The sequence below is a fragment of the Bradyrhizobium ganzhouense genome, assembly GCF_049949285.1.
Lineage (GTDB): Bacteria > Pseudomonadota > Alphaproteobacteria > Rhizobiales > Xanthobacteraceae > Bradyrhizobium > Bradyrhizobium ganzhouense.
The window spans coordinates 5,947,621-5,961,602 of the sequence record NZ_CP181318.1 but is presented as its reverse complement, the minus strand read 5'-3'; the positions used below and the strand labels follow the sequence as shown (position 1 = coordinate 5,961,602).

The 13,982-nt window shown below is 64.1% G+C and carries 14 protein-coding genes; 6 read left to right on the top strand and 8 right to left on the bottom strand.

The window, feature by feature from the left end:
- The first annotated feature begins 87 nt into the window (after positions 1–87).
- On the top strand, positions 88–627 hold the full coding sequence (locus ACLFLU_RS27525; protein WP_426407902.1) for a cupin domain-containing protein: 540 nt from the start codon (positions 88–90) through the stop codon (positions 625–627).
- 131 nt (positions 628–758) lie between these two features.
- On the opposite strand, the gene ACLFLU_RS27520 is transcribed toward ACLFLU_RS27525, so the two are convergent.
- On the bottom strand, positions 759–1,679 hold the full coding sequence (locus ACLFLU_RS27520; RefSeq protein ID WP_426407901.1) for a LysR substrate-binding domain-containing protein: 921 nt from the start codon (positions 1,677–1,679) through the stop codon (positions 759–761).
- A gap of 161 nt (positions 1,680–1,840) precedes the next feature.
- Here ACLFLU_RS27520 and ACLFLU_RS27515 point away from each other — a divergent pair, with 161 nt between their 5' ends.
- A complete protein-coding gene (locus ACLFLU_RS27515) occupies positions 1,841–2,761 on the top strand; it encodes an amino acid ABC transporter substrate-binding protein (RefSeq protein WP_426407900.1) in 921 nt (306 codons plus the stop codon).
- 28 nt (positions 2,762–2,789) lie between these two features.
- Positions 2,790–3,857: a threonine aldolase family protein gene (locus tag ACLFLU_RS27510; RefSeq protein WP_426407899.1), complete on the top strand. Its 1,068-nt coding sequence runs from the start codon at positions 2,790–2,792 to the stop codon at positions 3,855–3,857.
- 127 nt (positions 3,858–3,984) lie between these two features.
- Here the strand turns inward: ACLFLU_RS27510 and ACLFLU_RS27505 are convergent, their stop codons facing one another.
- A complete protein-coding gene (locus tag ACLFLU_RS27505) occupies positions 3,985–5,235 on the bottom strand; it encodes a NupC/NupG family nucleoside CNT transporter (protein ID WP_426407898.1) in 1,251 nt (416 codons plus the stop codon).
- A 158-nt stretch (positions 5,236–5,393) separates the two neighbouring features.
- On the opposite strand from ACLFLU_RS27505, the gene ACLFLU_RS27500 reads away from it, so the two are divergent.
- Positions 5,394–6,629: an MFS transporter gene (locus ACLFLU_RS27500; RefSeq protein ID WP_426407897.1), complete on the top strand. Its 1,236-nt coding sequence runs from the start codon at positions 5,394–5,396 to the stop codon at positions 6,627–6,629.
- A gap of 199 nt (positions 6,630–6,828) precedes the next feature.
- On the opposite strand, the gene ACLFLU_RS27495 is transcribed toward ACLFLU_RS27500, so the two are convergent.
- The 6 genes from ACLFLU_RS27495 to ACLFLU_RS27470 all read right to left on the bottom strand — a co-directional run bounded on the left by ACLFLU_RS27495 (position 6,829) and on the right by ACLFLU_RS27470 (position 12,377).
- On the bottom strand, positions 6,829–7,587 hold the full coding sequence (locus ACLFLU_RS27495; RefSeq protein WP_426407896.1) for an SDR family oxidoreductase: 759 nt from the start codon (positions 7,585–7,587) through the stop codon (positions 6,829–6,831).
- A gap of 38 nt (positions 7,588–7,625) precedes the next feature.
- Complete coding sequence (locus ACLFLU_RS27490; protein ID WP_426407895.1) at positions 7,626–8,384, bottom strand: peptidase; 759 nt, start codon at positions 8,382–8,384, stop codon at positions 7,626–7,628.
- A gap of 106 nt (positions 8,385–8,490) precedes the next feature.
- Positions 8,491–8,898, bottom strand: coding sequence for a carboxymuconolactone decarboxylase family protein (locus tag ACLFLU_RS27485; RefSeq protein ID WP_426407894.1), 408 nt, complete (start codon positions 8,896–8,898; stop codon positions 8,491–8,493).
- Positions 8,899–8,991: 93 nt separating this feature from the next.
- Positions 8,992–9,840, bottom strand: a complete 849-nt coding sequence (locus ACLFLU_RS27480) for a transglutaminase family protein (protein WP_426407893.1) — start codon at positions 9,838–9,840, stop codon at positions 8,992–8,994.
- A 169-nt stretch (positions 9,841–10,009) separates the two neighbouring features.
- Complete coding sequence (locus ACLFLU_RS27475; RefSeq protein ID WP_027535663.1) at positions 10,010–10,954, bottom strand: alpha-E domain-containing protein; 945 nt, start codon at positions 10,952–10,954, stop codon at positions 10,010–10,012.
- 4 nt (positions 10,955–10,958) lie between these two features.
- Positions 10,959–12,377, bottom strand: a complete 1,419-nt coding sequence (locus ACLFLU_RS27470) for a circularly permuted type 2 ATP-grasp protein (RefSeq protein WP_426407892.1) — start codon at positions 12,375–12,377, stop codon at positions 10,959–10,961.
- Between the two features lie 222 nt (positions 12,378–12,599).
- On the opposite strand from ACLFLU_RS27470, the gene ACLFLU_RS27465 reads away from it, so the two are divergent.
- Together ACLFLU_RS27465 and gpt are read left to right on the top strand one after the other, a co-directional pair.
- A complete protein-coding gene (locus ACLFLU_RS27465; RefSeq protein ID WP_426407891.1) occupies positions 12,600–13,337 on the top strand; it encodes a competence/damage-inducible protein A in 738 nt (245 codons plus the stop codon).
- A gap of 38 nt (positions 13,338–13,375) precedes the next feature.
- Positions 13,376–13,903, top strand: coding sequence for a xanthine phosphoribosyltransferase (gene gpt / locus ACLFLU_RS27460; protein WP_426407890.1), 528 nt, complete (start codon positions 13,376–13,378; stop codon positions 13,901–13,903).
- The last annotated feature ends 79 nt before the right edge of the window (positions 13,904–13,982 follow it).

The window sequence follows — 13,982 nt, the reverse complement described above, 5'->3', positions numbered from 1 at the left end:
AAGCATGGTGGGTTACGCTGACGCTAACCCATCCTACGAAGCTGTTTCCGTGTTAGCCTCCTCGCATAACAACAGGGGAGGCCGCCCATGGCCAAGAAAGCAAAATCGCGCAGCGCAGCCCAGACCGCGGCGAAGAAGCGGAGCGGCGCAAAGACCGCCGCGAGATCATCCGCACGCAAGGCGGTGAAGTCGAAGGCGCGCACAACAGCGGCCAAGGCCGCCGCCAAGAAACCCGCCCGCCCCAAGCAGCGCATCGCGATCAGCCATCACCGCGAGGAAGATTTCAAAGCCGACGGGCTGCGTGCCTACGCAAAATACCGCGACCTCGGCATTGCAGCTGCAAGCCACGGCCTCGCACAAGCGCATGTGATCCGGCTGCAAGGCCCCTGCAATCCGGACGAAGTGTCGAAGCTGCACTTCCACGACGTCGAATTCCAGATGGTCTACGTCCTCAAGGGCTGGGTGAAGACCTACATGGACGGGGAGGGCGAGACCTTGATGAAGGAAGGCAGCGCCTGGACCCAGCCGCCGAAGATCAAGCACATGATCTTGGACTACTCGGATGACGTCGAACTGCTGGAGGTGATTTTGCCGGCGGAGTTCAAGACGGTGGAGTTGAAGGCTTAGAGATTCCCGTTCGCAATGACGGGGCTCTTGTAGCCCGGATGGAGCGAAGCGAAATCCGGGAAAGTCTCTCCGCGGAGAAGGCGGCCCCGGATTGCGCTTCGCTCCATCCGGGCTACGCAGCTAACGGCCGGCTACCGCTCAAGGTAACCCAATTCTTCACTCATGATCGTGCGAGCATATTTGCCAAAAGCATCGATCAACCGGCCGCGCGCGGCATAGGGTGGATAGAGCAGCGCGATCGTCACGGGGACAGCAGGATTGAACGGGCGCGTAATCAGAGCCGCACCAGCGCTTTCGTCATGCGCGGCAATCGGGTTGATGATGCTGATGCCAAGACCCGCCGCGACCAGGGCACAAACGGATGCGCCCAGGTCGGTCTCGGCAACGACGCGGCGCGTCACGTCAGCCTGCGTGAAGATCGTATCGATGCGATCATGGAGCGGACTCCCCGTGGCAAAGGAGATGAAGGCCTCATTGGCGAAATCGGCGGGGCGCAGCGTCTTCTTCTGCGCAAGACGATGCGCCTTCGGCATGATCGCGACGCAACGGGTCTTGAGCACCGGTTCGACATGCACCCCCGCAACCTCGCCGTAGAGCATGGCGAGCCCGGTGTCGCAGAGCCCGGAGCTGACCCAGTCGTGCACGGCGCTCGCCGTGCCGGAACGGATCGAGATCATCACATGCGGATAGTCCATTTTGAAACGCGCCGCGATGCGCGTCAGCAGGCCGCCGGCCAGGCGCGGCATCGCCGCAACGCTTAGCCGACCCATACCGAACGAGCGGATGCTGGCTGCGCTGGCCTCCAGCCCCGCCAAGCCGATGAAAGTCTTCTCCACCTCCTGGAAGAAGCGCGAACCGTCCACGGTCGGGCGGAGGCGGCCGCCACTGCGGTCGAACAGCGGGAATTGCGTGATCGCTTCCAACTGTCCGATCAGGCGGCTGATCTGGGGCTGCGAGGTGTGCATGCGCAAAGCCGCCTGCGTCATCGATCCCGTCACGAAGACCGCCCGAAAAGCCTCCACATGCTTCAGGCCCATGCGCCTGGTGGCCATATCAAATCCGTATAGGAGAGTGTGAAACTGGAATTTCATCAGATCGGGCTTTTGGACGATAGTCCAGAGCATGAATCCGTTCGCACGGAGCAGCCCGTCGTTGCTCACCCACCGCGCACGGCGTCACGGACATTCGCCAAGAGAGGCAAGAGAGGGACAAGATGAAAGCGACAACGATCACGGCACTCGCCACGGCGACCGTCGCTGTCCTTCTTTTTTGCAACGAGGCCATGGCCCAGGGGGCGAGCAGGCTGGACAAGATCCGTGAGAGCGGCTCGATCACATTGGGGTATCCCGAGACCTCGGTGCCCTTCGCCTATCTCGACGGTAACCAGAAGCCGATCGGCTATACCGTGGAGATCTGCGAACACGTGGTGCAGGCGATCAAGACGGCCCTCAAGCTTCCCAAGCTCGAGACTCGCTACAACCCCATCACCTCGGCGACGCGCATTCAGCTGCTCGCTAACGGTACGATCGATCTCGAATGCGGCAACACGACCAATAATCTCGAGCGGCATAAACTTGCCGCCTTTGCTCCCACCACCTTCGTTGCGCAGGTCGTCCTCGTCGCGCGCAAGGATGGCGGGGTCGATGTCAATGACCCGGCTTCGTTTCGCGGCAAGGCTATCTCCGCCCAGGCCGGCGGCCAGACTTTCAAGGTGATTACGCTGATCAACGCCAAGAGCAATCTTGGCATCACGGTCGTGCCGGCCAAGGACACCGCCGAGACCTTCTTGTTGGTGTCGACGGGCCGGGTGGCCGGCTCAGCCAACGATGACGGTCTCGCCTATGCCACGGTCGCCTCGTCCAGGACGCCGGATGACTTCTTGATCGGTAGCAAGGGTCTCGAGATGGCGCCTTACGGCATCGTCGAACCCAAAGATGATCCTGCTTTCAAGAAGGTGGTCGACGACGCCGTGATCGACCTGATCAAGAGCGGACAGATTGCGGCGCTGTACGACAAATACTTCAATTCACCAATTCCGCCGCATGGCCTCAACCTGAAATTTCCGATGAGCGCCGCCCTCAAGCGCGCGCTGGCCAATCCGACCGATTCCGGCGACCCGGCAGTCTACGAATGACGCGGCAAGCGCTCTGAAGGTTCTCGCAATGGCACAACACGACACGAGTCCGGCGGGCGCGGGGTTGCCACCTGTCGACCTGCGCAGCGATACGGTCACCAAGCCGACCGAAGCGATGTATGCCCGCATGGCCTCGGCGCCGCTCGGCGATGACGGGCTGGACGGTGACCCCACGGTGCGGGAGTTGGAGGCCGTCGCGGCGGCGGCGTTGGGCAAGGACGCCGGCCTGTTTGTGCCGAGCTGCACCATGGCCAATCTGCTGGCGACGCTGGCGCAGTCGCAGCGCAGCGAACAGATCGCGTTGGAAGCGAATGCCCATATGTACACCTCCGAACGAGGGGCGGCGACGTTTACAGGGCAGTTCTACCTCGCCATTGCCGGTACCGACGGCGCGATGGACCTGAATTTGCTGGAAGACGCCTTGCAGGGCGAAGGGCTCAAGCTCAAGACCGCCCTTGTCGCGATGGAGACATCGCACAATAACGCAAGCGGCGCAGTGCTACCGCTGGAGCATATGCAGGCCGTGCACGCCATGGCCTCGGCCCGCGGCGTCCCGGTGCATCTCGACGGCGCGCGGCTCTTCAACGCCGCGGTCGCGCTTGAAACGACGCCGGCCGAGGTTGCGAAGCACTGCGACACGGTCTCCCTGTGTCTGTCGAAGGGCCTGAGCGCGCCGGCAGGTGCCGTGCTCGCCGGGCCGCGCGACGTGATCGACCGAAGCCGCAGGTTTCGCCGCATGCTGGGAGGCACGCAGCGCCAGATCGGTATCCTGGCCGCAGCAGGCCTGGAGGCGGTTCAGGTCATGGGTGCGCGCCTGGGCGAGGACCACCGGCGTGCGCGAACCCTGAGCGATGCATTGAACGCGATGCATCCGAAGATCAGCGCGACAATCCCGCAGACGAATATCGTTCAGGTCGATGTCTCTCTCTCCGGGCGTGACAGCGCCGCGTGGTCGGAGGCTCTGGAGAAGGCGGGCCTGCGGGCGAGGCCTTGGGGTCGGCATCGCTTGCGCTGTGTGACCCATCGCCATATCGATGATGCGGATATTGAGCGCGCGGTCACGGCATTTCGCGCCGTGGCCTCAAGTTTGGCTTAGAGCATCCGCTGACCTGACGTGCGGAATTCGTAGCCCGGATGGAGCGAAGCGAAATCCGGGGCCGCTGCTCGCGACGGACAGACTTTCCCGGATTGCGCTGCGCTCCATCCGGGCTACGAGCTCGTTGCTAACTCAACACCCCGACGATCGCGCCCATCAAGCATGTCGTCAGCGTGCCTGACACGACCGACTTCAATCCGAGCGCATTGATCTCGTCGCGCCGCCCCGGCGCCATCACCCCCAGGCCGCCGATCATGATGCCGAGGCTGGCGAAGTTGGCGAAGCCGCACATCGCGTAGAGCATGATCAGGCGCGAGCGCGGGTCGAGCGTACCCGGCGGCAGCTTCGAGAAGTCGACATAGGCGATCAGCTCGTTGAGCACGGTTTTCGTGCCCATCAGGCTGCCGGCGGTGACGGCTTGATCCCACGGTAATCCCATCAGCCAGCACACCGGCGCCATCACGAGGCCGAGCAACCGTTGCAGCGAGATTGCCGCGCCGCCGATATTTGGCAGCAGGCCGAGGATGGCGTTGACGAGATAGACCAGCGCCACCAGCACCAGCAGCATCGCGACGATGTTGATCAGCAGCTCGATCCCCGCGCTCGTGCCTTTCACGATCGCATCCATCGTGCTGGAGACTTCCATCTCCGGATCTTCAAGCGCGCCGCCGGTACGTTTGTCGGATGTTTCCGGGACCATGATCAGGCTGACGAGGATCGCCGCCGGCGCGCCCAGCACCGAGGCGATGACGAAGTGCGCGGCGGCGTCGGGGATAAGCGGCGCCAGCAGCGTCGCATAGAGCACCAGCACGGTGCCGGCGATGCCGGCCATGCCGCCGGTCATCACCAGAAACAATTCGCTGCGGCTCATCTGCGCCAGATACGGCCGCACGAACAGCGGTGCCTCGACCATGCCGAGGAAGATGTTGGCGGCGGTCGAGAGCCCGACCGCGCCGCCGACGCCGAGCGTGCGCTCGAGCAGCCAGGCCATGCCGCGCACGATCGGCGGCAGCACGCGCCAATAGAACAGCAGCGTCGTCAGCACGCTCATCACCAGCACGATCGGCAGCGCCTGGAACGCCAGGATGAAATCGGCGCCGGGTGCCTTCAGGTCGAAGGGCAGGGGACCGCCGCCGACATAGCCGAACACGAAGGAGGAACCGGCGCGCGAGGCCGCGGAGATGGCGCCGACCGCGTCGTTGATGGCACCGAAGGCATGCGCCACGATCGGCACCTTCAGCAGCACGATCGCAGTGGCGAAAGTCACGACAAGGCCGATCAGCGCCTGGCGCAGCGAGACCGCGCGGCGATTCTCCGCCAACGCGAAGGCGATCAGCAGCAATGCGAAAACGCCGAGTGTCGATTGCAGCCGCAGCATGATGTCCCCAAACCCCCAATGATTATGGCCGCGCGTGCGTTGCAAACGCAATGCCGGAACGACACCGGAGCCGCCCGCTGTTGACAAGCCGGTCCGCGTCAGCCACGCGGGGCGCGCCGATATCAGGGGCGGACCAGCCGAGCGTGACCGAAGAGGCGATGCCAGAGCAGCCAGTTTCAGCCAGTCCGGCGGTCAGCGCCGGAGAGCTCCTCCGCCACCGCGCCTTCCTGTTCTTCCTGCTCTCGCGCAGCCTGTCGCGCTTTTCCAGCCAGATCGCGGCGGTCGCGATTGGCTGGCAGATCTACGATCTCACCGGCTCGGCCTTCGACCTCGGCATGGTCGGCCTCGTGCAATTTGCGCCCACCGCGCTGCTCGTCTTCGTCGCCGGCCACGCCGCCGACCGTTTTGAGCGCAAGCGCGTGGTCCAGCTCTGCCAGCTCGTGGAAGCCGCGACCGCCCTCTATCTCGCCGTGATCACCTATCTCGGCGCCGTCAGCGAGGTGCAGATTTTCATCGCGACCTTCGTGCTCGGCATTGCCGGCGCCTTCGAGAGCCCGACCACGGCGGCGCTGTTGCCGCTGATCGCGCCGCAAGGCTCGCTCCAGCGTGCAACAGCGGTAGCGAGCGGCGCCGGTCAGGTCGCGACCATCACCGGGCCCGCGCTCGGCGGCTTTGCCTATGCGATCGCGCCGCATCTCGCCTATGCCGTGATGCTGCTGTTCTGGATTCTCGGGATGATCCTGACCGGCTTCATCCGGCCGCGCCCGCAGGCCGTGGCCAAGGACGAGAGCACCGACAATATTTTTGCCGGCGTTCGCTTCATCCGGAGCAATCCGGCCATCCTCGGCACCATCTCGCTCGATCTGTTCGCGGTGCTGTTCGGCGGCGTCACCGCGCTGCTGCCGATCTACGCCCGCGACATCCTCCAGACCGGCCCGGTCGGGCTCGGCGTGCTGCGTGCCGCGCCGGCAGTCGGCGCGCTGCTGATGACCATGGTGCTGGCGCGGCACGCCATCACGCGGCATGTCGGCCTGCGCATGTTCCAGGCGGTGATCGTGTTCGGGGTCGCCACGATCGTGTTCGCACTGTCGTCCTGGATGTGGCTGTCGGTGCTGTCGCTCGCGGTTCTCGGCGCCGCCGACACGATCAGCGTCGTGATCCGCTTCTCGCTGGTGCAGCTCGCGACCCCCGATGAGATGCGCGGCCGCGTCGGCGCGGTCAATTTCCTCTTCATCAATGCCTCGAACCAGCTCGGCCAGTTCGAAAGCGGGCTGACTGCGGCGCTGTTCGGCGCCATGCCCGCCGCCGTGCTCGGCGGCGTCTGCACGGTGGCGGTGGCGCTCTTGTGGATGAAGCTGTTCCCAAGCCTGCGCCAAGTGGAAAGCTTGGAATAGGCCTCCGCCCTCTCCACCGTCATTGCGAGGAGCCCTTGCGACGAAGCAATCCAGAATCTCTCCGCGGAGCTAGTCTGGATTGCTTCGCTGCGCTCGCAATGACGATTGTTGAGATAGCGCGGGGACTTAACTTGCGTCACCCCCGCAGCAGGCGGCTCCCGCCGCCTACTGTGCATGGGGTTGTTTTCGCGTTTTTGCGTCAGCCCCGTCCCACGAACGGCATCTTGCTCGCCATGACCGTCATGGTCAGCACGTTGGCATCGAGCGGCAGGCCGGCCATGTAGGCCACCGCATCGCCGACCGCCTTCGCGTCCATGCGCGGCTCGTGCTTGGTGGTGCCGTCCGGCTGCAGCACGCCCGGACCGTTGACCATGCGATCGGTCATGGGCGTTGCGGCATTGCCGATGTCGACCTGGCCGACCGCGATGTCGTACATGCGGCCGTCGAGGTTGGAGGCCTTAGTCAGGCCGGTGATGGCGTGCTTGGTCGAGGTGTAGGCCGCCGAAAACGGCCGCGGCGCATGCGCCGAGATCGAGCCGTTGTTGATGATGCGGCCGCCGCGCGGGCTCTGGTCCTTCATGATGCGGAAGGCGTGCTGGGTGCACAGGAACGGGCCGGTGAGGTTGGTGTTCACCACCGCTTGCCACTGCTCGAGGCTGAGGTCCTCGAAGTTCACCGCCGGCGCGCCCATGCCGGCATTGTTGAACAGCACGTCGAGGCGGCCGTAGGTCGCCTTCACCTTGTCGAACAGCGCGGCGATCTGGTCCGGCTTGGTCATGTCGGCGGTGACGCACAGGCTCTTGCCTGCGGGGCCGAGCTTCGCGGTCTCCTCGAGCATGTCGAGCCGGCGTCCGACCAGCACCACGGTGAAGCCGATGTTCATCAGCGCCAGCGACGCGGCGCGCCCGACACCGGTGCCCGCACCCGTCACCACTGCGATCTTTTTTGCTTCACTCATCGTTTCCTGCCTTTTCTTCAGTTGTCAGGTCTTAGTTGTCAGGTCTTGGGTTCTTTTTCGTTCTTGTAGGGCGGGCGCGGAATGTTCTGATGCGCCGCGCGCAACGCCGCCGACCAGCGCGAGCGCAAATCGTGGAAATAGGGCTCGCCTGCCTCGATGCGATGATTGAGATCGGCGTCGCAGGCGTCGCTGCGCACCACCAGCACGTCGATGGGAAGACCGACGCCGAGGTTCGAGCGCATAGTCGAATCCATCGAGATCAGCCCGGTCTTCAGCGCCTCGTAGAGCTCGACGTCGTAATGCATGGCGCGGTCGAGCACCGGCTTGCCGTATTTGTGCTCGCCGATTTGTAAGTAAGGCGTGTCGGTGGTGCACTCGATGAAATTGCCGGCGGTGTAGACCATGAACAGGCGCATGCGCGCGCCCTTGATCTGGCCGCCGAACAGGAACGAGACGTCAAAGGACACGTCCTCGGATTTCAGCGCCGGCCCTTCGGTCGCGTGCACCGCCCGGATCGCCCGGCCGATGCGCTGGGCGGCCTGGAACATGGTCGGCGCGTTCATCAGCGTCTCGATCTCACCCGTGTCGGGGTCTTCCAGGCCCTCGGTCAGGGTGGAGAGCACGGACTGGCTGATGGCGAGATTGCCGGCGCTGGCGATCGCCATGATGCGGTCGCCGGGCTTTGAGAAGATGTGCAGCTTGCGGAAGGTCGAGACATTGTCGAGGCCGGCATTGGTACGGGTATCGGCGATCATGACCAGCCCGTCCCGAACCAGGATTCCACAACAATAGGTCATTTCCAGTCCCCGAACGCGAGCGCTTTTGCCGGCGCCAAACTAGTAGCCAATTTCGGAGGCGCATGAAACCCCCCGTGGCATGCGTCATCGGGGCAAAAAGTCTAGCTCAGTCAGCAGCATCGACGAGAAATGCCTGGTCAACGGGAACACCGAGCGCCGTGACCAGCCGGTTCGTCTCAGCGGCCATGCCGACGATGGCGAGCAGCTCGCCATATTCGGCCTCGGTCATGCCCTTGGCCCGTGCGGCGGCGGTGTGCGAATGGATGCAGTAGCTGCAGCCATGCGCGATCGACACCGCGACATAGAGCATCTCCTTGACCTTGGGGTCGAGCGCGCCCGGCGCCATCACCTCCTTGATGCTTTCCCAGGTCCGCCGCAGCGTCTTCGGATCATGCGCCAGCGCGCGCCAGAAATTGTTGACGAAATCCGATTGCCGCACCTTGCGGATATCGTCGAATACGGCGCGCGCCTCACTGGAGAGTTCATCGTCCGAAAGCAGCTTCACGGTCGCCATGGGGGTCCCTCGCAGGTCTGATCTGACCCTGCGATTGTAGCACGGCTTATGCGGTCAGCTGGCCACGCCGCCTGGCGAGATGGGGCTGTGCGCTTAGCTCTGCCGCTGGGACTGCGATTGCGACTGGCCGCCGCGGCCGGCCTGCTCGACCTTGACCGCGACCGTCAGCGTTTCCGCGCCGCCGCCATAGCGGGTGCCGCGCACCGGTGCTGCGCCGAGATAATCGAGCCCGATGGCGACGCGGACATGGGCGTCGGTGGTGCAGATGCTGTTGGCGGGATCGAAGCCGACCCAGCCGAGATCAGGCACGTAGGCTTCCGCCCAGGCATGGCCGGCGTCCTGATGCACCGTGCCGTCGGAGCGCAGGAAGTGTCCGGACACGAAGCGCGCCGGTACGCCGCCGGTGCGGGCGCAGGCGATGAAGATATGCGCATAGTCCTGGCAGACGCCGCGCTTGAGCGTGAACGCCTCGGCCGCCGACGTGCCGCTGTTGGTCGGATCTTCGTCGAAGGTCATGTGGTCGCTGATTTGCGACATCAGCGTGTGCAGGAAGCCGAGCGTGTCGCTCTCGGCCTCGCTGCGCAACTGACGCGCGACCGCTGCCATCGCCGGATTGACAGTCGTGAGATCGGTGGTGCGTAGAAACATGTCGGCGGGAAAGCGCTCGTCGGCGCCGCGCAGCACTCCGCCGGTATCGTGGGTCTCGATCAGCCCCTCGGCGGTGATCTTGATGTCGTCGACGGGCCCACAGGACAGCACATGGGTGACGTTGCCGAAGGCATCCTCATGGATGTCGAGCTTGGTGTCGGTCGAGACGTCGATCTGCCATTCCGCCACATATTGCCCGTCATGGCTGCACGGCGTCATGCGCAGGATCTGGATCACGCTCGTGGCCTGCGGCTCGTAGCGATAGTTCGTGGTGTGCTGGATTCGCAGGCGCATGGGGAACCGTGCAGTTAGTGGTTAGGCCCGACTGCCTTTCGCGAAGAAGTTCGTCATGCCCGGGCTTGTCCCGGGCATCCACGCTCTTCCTCACCGCGCGGTAGCAAGAACGTGGATGGCCGGGACAAGCCCGGCCATGACGATATCCCGTTTCGTCAGCCGGGGGACATCAGATCAAATACTGCTTCGTGATGATTTCGCCCAGCCTGGAATTGTCCGCGATGAATTCCTGAATGAATTCATGCACGCCATGCTGGAAAATGTCGTTCATGTTGCTGTGTTCCAGCCGATTGCGGATGCCGCGGGCGTGGCGCTGCGCCGGGCCCTGGCGGCCATAGGCGACGCCGATCTGGTCGAGGTTGCGCACGAGATTGTCGTAGCAGCTCGCGAGCGAGCGCGGCAGCGTGCCGTTGAGGATGAGCAGATCCGCGACCAGCCACGGTTTCAGCGTCTCGCGGTAGACCCAGTGATAGGCCGTCAGCGCCGACACCGAGCGCAGGATCGAGCTCCATTGATAGAAGTCGAGCGGACCGCCGACGTGCTCCTCCTCAGGCAGCAGCACGTGATACTTGACGTCGAGTATGCGTGCGGTGTTGTCGGCGCGCTCCAGATGCAGGCCAAGGCGCGAGAACCAATAGGCGTCGTTGCGCAGCATGGTCCGGTAGGCCGAGCCGTCGAAGCGCAGCGAGGTCTCCTGCACGAAGCGCAGGAATTTGGCGAGGTCCTCGCGCGTGGAGGTGCCCTTGCTCCACACCGCCTGGAGCTCGATCCAGGCGGAGTTGATGGTGTCCCACATCTCGCTGGTCAGCGCGGTGCGCACCGAGCGCGAGTTCAGCCGCGCTGCCTCGATGCAGTTCCTGATCGAGGACGGGTTGTCGGCCGAGAACGAGAGGTAGTCGACGACGTTGTGCTCGTTGGCTTCCTCGTGGGTCTGATAGAAGCTCTCCGCAACGCCGGCGGTGAGCAACGCGGAGTCCCACTCGTTGGTCTTGCCGATATAGGCGGCGGGAAGCGCGGTGACGCGCAGGGTCGCATCGATGGTGCGCGCGAGATATTCGGCCCGTTCGACATAACGGGCGAGCCAGTAGAGGTTTTCGGCGGTACGCGACAGCATCTCTCTACTCGTCCAAAATCCAGGTGTCTTTGGTGCCGCCGCCCTGGCTCGAATTCACCACGAGCGAGCCTTCCTTCAGCGCAACACGCGTCAGCCCGCCCGGCACGATCGTCGTGCTCTTGCTGCCGGTGAGCACGAAGGGCCGCAAATCGACGTGGCGCGGGGCGAGGCCGGAGGCCGTGCAGGTCGGGCAGGTCGAGAGCGCCAGCGTCGGCTGGGCGATAAAGCCTTCCGGCTCGCGCTTGAGCTTCTCGCGGAAGGCTTCGATCGTCGCTTTCGTCGCGGCAGGGCCGATCAGCATGCCGTAGCCCCCGGAGCCGTGCACTTCCTTGACGACGAGGTCGCCGAGGTGGTCGAGCACGTAAGCGAGATCCTTCGGCTCGCGGCAGCGCCAGGTCTGCACGTTCTTCAGGATCGGCTCTTCACCGAGGTAGAATTTCACGATGTCAGGCATGTAGGAGTAGATCGCCTTGTCATCGGCGATGCCGGTGCCGACCGCGTTGGCGAGAGTGATGTTGCCGGCGGCGTAGGCCGACATCAGCCCTGGCACGCCGAGCGCAGAGTCCGGACGGAAGGTGAGGGGATCGAGGAAATCGTCGTCGACGCGGCGATAGATGACATCGACCCGTTTCACGCCCTCGGTCGTCCGCATGAACACTTCGTTGTTCTTGACGATGAGGTCGCGGCCTTCGACCAGCTCGATGCCGAGCTTGTCGGCGAGGAAGGAGTGCTCGTAATAGGCGGAGTTGTAGACGCCGGGGGTAAGCAGCGCGACCGTCGGCTCGCCCGAGGCGCCCTGCGGCGCCACCGAACGCAAGGCGGAGAGCAGCTCGTCCGGATAGCGCTCGACCGGCGCCACCCTGTGTCGGGCGAACAGATCCGGAAACAGCCGCATCATGATCTCGCGGTTTTCCAGCATGTAGGACACGCCCGAGGGCGTCCGCGCATTGTCCTCGAGCACGATGAAGTCGTTAGCGTCGACCCTGATGATGTCGATGCCGGCGATGTGCACGTAGACGTCGTGCGGCACCTGCTGGCCGTTCATCTCCGGGCGGAAGACCGGGTTCTGGAAGATCAGGTCGTCGGGCACGATCCCGGCGCGGAGGATGTCGCGGCCGTGATAGATGTCGCGCAGGAACATGTTGAGCGCGCGGACGCGCTGCTTGAGGCCCTTCTCCAGCAGCGCCCATTCCTTGCCGGACATGATCCGCGGGATCACGTCGAACGGGATCAGGCGCTCGGTGGATTCGGAGTCCCCATAGACCGCGAAGGTGATGCCGATGCGGCGGAACAGGAGCTCGGCCTCCTGGCGGCGATATTCGAGCGCCTCGGGAGGCGTCTCCTTGAGCCAGCGTGCCAGCTCCTGATAGGCGGGGCGAAGGTCCCCGCCCGGAATATTCATTTCGTCAAACGCGATTGCCATAGATCCCGACTGTTCTCCGTGGCCATGCGGCAAGAGTGCATGACTTTCATGTGGTAGCAAGGGGCGGGCCAGCGCGATAAGCATGGACTTGCAATATTTGCCGGGGATGGCCGGGGGCTTGCCTGAAAAAATGGCTGAGGGCTGCTTATTTCTGCAGCAAAACCGCGTGACTTCAACGCGTTACCCCGGCAAATTCGGCGCGACAGGTGAGGGACTTAAGTTATGAGCGAGATCGTCACGGCGGGCATTCTGGTCATCGGGGATGAAATCCTGTCCGGCCGGACTAAGGACAAGAATATCGGCTTCATCGCCGAATACCTGACCAATATCGGCATCGACCTCAAGGAAGTCCGGGTCGTCTCCGACGACGAAGCCGACATCATTGCCGCTCTTGATGCGCTGCGGCATCGCTACAATTATGTCTTCACCACCGGCGGCATCGGGCCGACCCACGACGACATCACTGCCGACAGCGTCGCCAAGGCCTTTGGCGTCGGCATCGACCACCATCCGGAGGTGGTCGCCCGTTTCCGCGAGCGCTGGAGCGAGCAGGACCTCAACGAGGCCCGCCTGCGCATGGCCCGCATCCCCGATGGCGCCGAGCTGATCCAGAGCGCCACCATCCTCGCCCCCGGCTTCAAGATCGGCAACGTCATCGTCATGGCCGGCGTGCCCTCGATCATGCAGGCGATGATGGACATCGTCTCGCCCAAGCTGAAATCCGGCGTCCGCATGCTGTCCGAATCGGTCCGCGCCAATGCGCGGGAAGGCGACATCGGCAGCCCGCTGCGGGCGATCGCCGCCGCTCATCCCGACACCATCATCGGCAGCTATCCCTTCATGGACGAGGAGCAAAAGCCGAACACCAATCTGGTGGTGCGTTCGCGCGATGCGGATAAGCTCGCATCCGCGATGGCGGCGGTGAAGGAAATGCTGGCGGGATTGAACATCACCCGGTAGCAAATAGAGCTGCCGGCAGACGAATGCAGGAGACGACAATGGCTGGTGAAGCACCGGAACTGAGCGCGCAGGAGCGGGCGGGCAGGCCCTTTCCGGTGTCGTGGGATCAGTTCCACCGGGACTGCCGGGCGCTGACCTGGCGGCTCAACGAGGTCGGTCCGTTCCATGCGGTGATCGCGATCACCCGCGGCGGCCTGGTGCCGGCCGCGATCGTGGCGCGCGAGCTGGGCGTGCGCGTGATCGATACGGTCTGCATCGCTAGCTACGACCACGACAAGCAGGGCGAGCTGCAGGTCCTGAAGGGCATTTCAGATCAGGCCATGAAGCTCGGCGGCGGCACCGGCAAGGGGCTTCTGATCGTCGACGATCTCGTCGACACCGGCAAGACCGGCAAGCTGGTGCGTGAGATGCTGCCGGACGCTCATTTCGCCACGGTCTACGCCAAGCCCAAGGGCCGCCCGCTGGTCGACACCTTCATCACGGAAGTCTCGCAGGACACCTGGATCTTCTTCCCCTGGGACACTGCGCTGTCCTACCACCCGCCGCTCCGCGACGGCGCGGCGTAGTTATCACCGTCATTGCGAGGAGCGAAGCGACAAAGCAATCCAGAATCGTTCCGCGGAAAGACTCTGGATTGCTTCGCTT

What these genes read in the sequence shown, in the direction of transcription:
- ACLFLU_RS27520 (WP_426407901.1), bottom strand. Translation starts at nt 1,679, where the DNA reads ATGGCCACCAGGCGCATGGGCCTGAAGCATGTGGAGGCTTTTCGGGCG.
- ACLFLU_RS27495 (WP_426407896.1), bottom strand. Translation starts at nt 7,587, where the DNA reads ATGAGTGAAGCAAAAAAGATCGCAGTGGTGACGGGTGCGGGCACCGGT.
- ACLFLU_RS27485 (WP_426407894.1), bottom strand. Translation starts at nt 8,898, where the DNA reads ATGGCGACCGTGAAGCTGCTTTCGGACGATGAACTCTCCAGTGAGGCG.
- ACLFLU_RS27465 (WP_426407891.1), top strand. Translation starts at nt 12,600, where the DNA reads ATGAGCGAGATCGTCACGGCGGGCATTCTGGTCATCGGGGATGAAATC.
- ACLFLU_RS27480 (WP_426407893.1), bottom strand. Translation starts at nt 9,840, where the DNA reads ATGCGCCTGCGAATCCAGCACACCACGAACTATCGCTACGAGCCGCAG.
- ACLFLU_RS27470 (WP_426407892.1), bottom strand. Translation starts at nt 12,377, where the DNA reads ATGGCAATCGCGTTTGACGAAATGAATATTCCGGGCGGGGACCTTCGC.
- ACLFLU_RS27500 (WP_426407897.1), top strand. Translation starts at nt 5,394, where the DNA reads ATGCCAGAGCAGCCAGTTTCAGCCAGTCCGGCGGTCAGCGCCGGAGAG.
- ACLFLU_RS27475 (WP_027535663.1), bottom strand. Translation starts at nt 10,954, where the DNA reads ATGCTGTCGCGTACCGCCGAAAACCTCTACTGGCTCGCCCGTTATGTC.
- ACLFLU_RS27490 (WP_426407895.1), bottom strand. Translation starts at nt 8,384, where the DNA reads ATGACCTATTGTTGTGGAATCCTGGTTCGGGACGGGCTGGTCATGATC.
- ACLFLU_RS27510 (WP_426407899.1), top strand. Translation starts at nt 2,790, where the DNA reads ATGGCACAACACGACACGAGTCCGGCGGGCGCGGGGTTGCCACCTGTC.
- ACLFLU_RS27505 (WP_426407898.1), bottom strand. Translation starts at nt 5,235, where the DNA reads ATGCTGCGGCTGCAATCGACACTCGGCGTTTTCGCATTGCTGCTGATC.
- ACLFLU_RS27515 (WP_426407900.1), top strand. Translation starts at nt 1,841, where the DNA reads ATGAAAGCGACAACGATCACGGCACTCGCCACGGCGACCGTCGCTGTC.
- gpt (WP_426407890.1), top strand. Translation starts at nt 13,376, where the DNA reads ATGGCTGGTGAAGCACCGGAACTGAGCGCGCAGGAGCGGGCGGGCAGG.
- ACLFLU_RS27525 (WP_426407902.1), top strand. Translation starts at nt 88, where the DNA reads ATGGCCAAGAAAGCAAAATCGCGCAGCGCAGCCCAGACCGCGGCGAAG.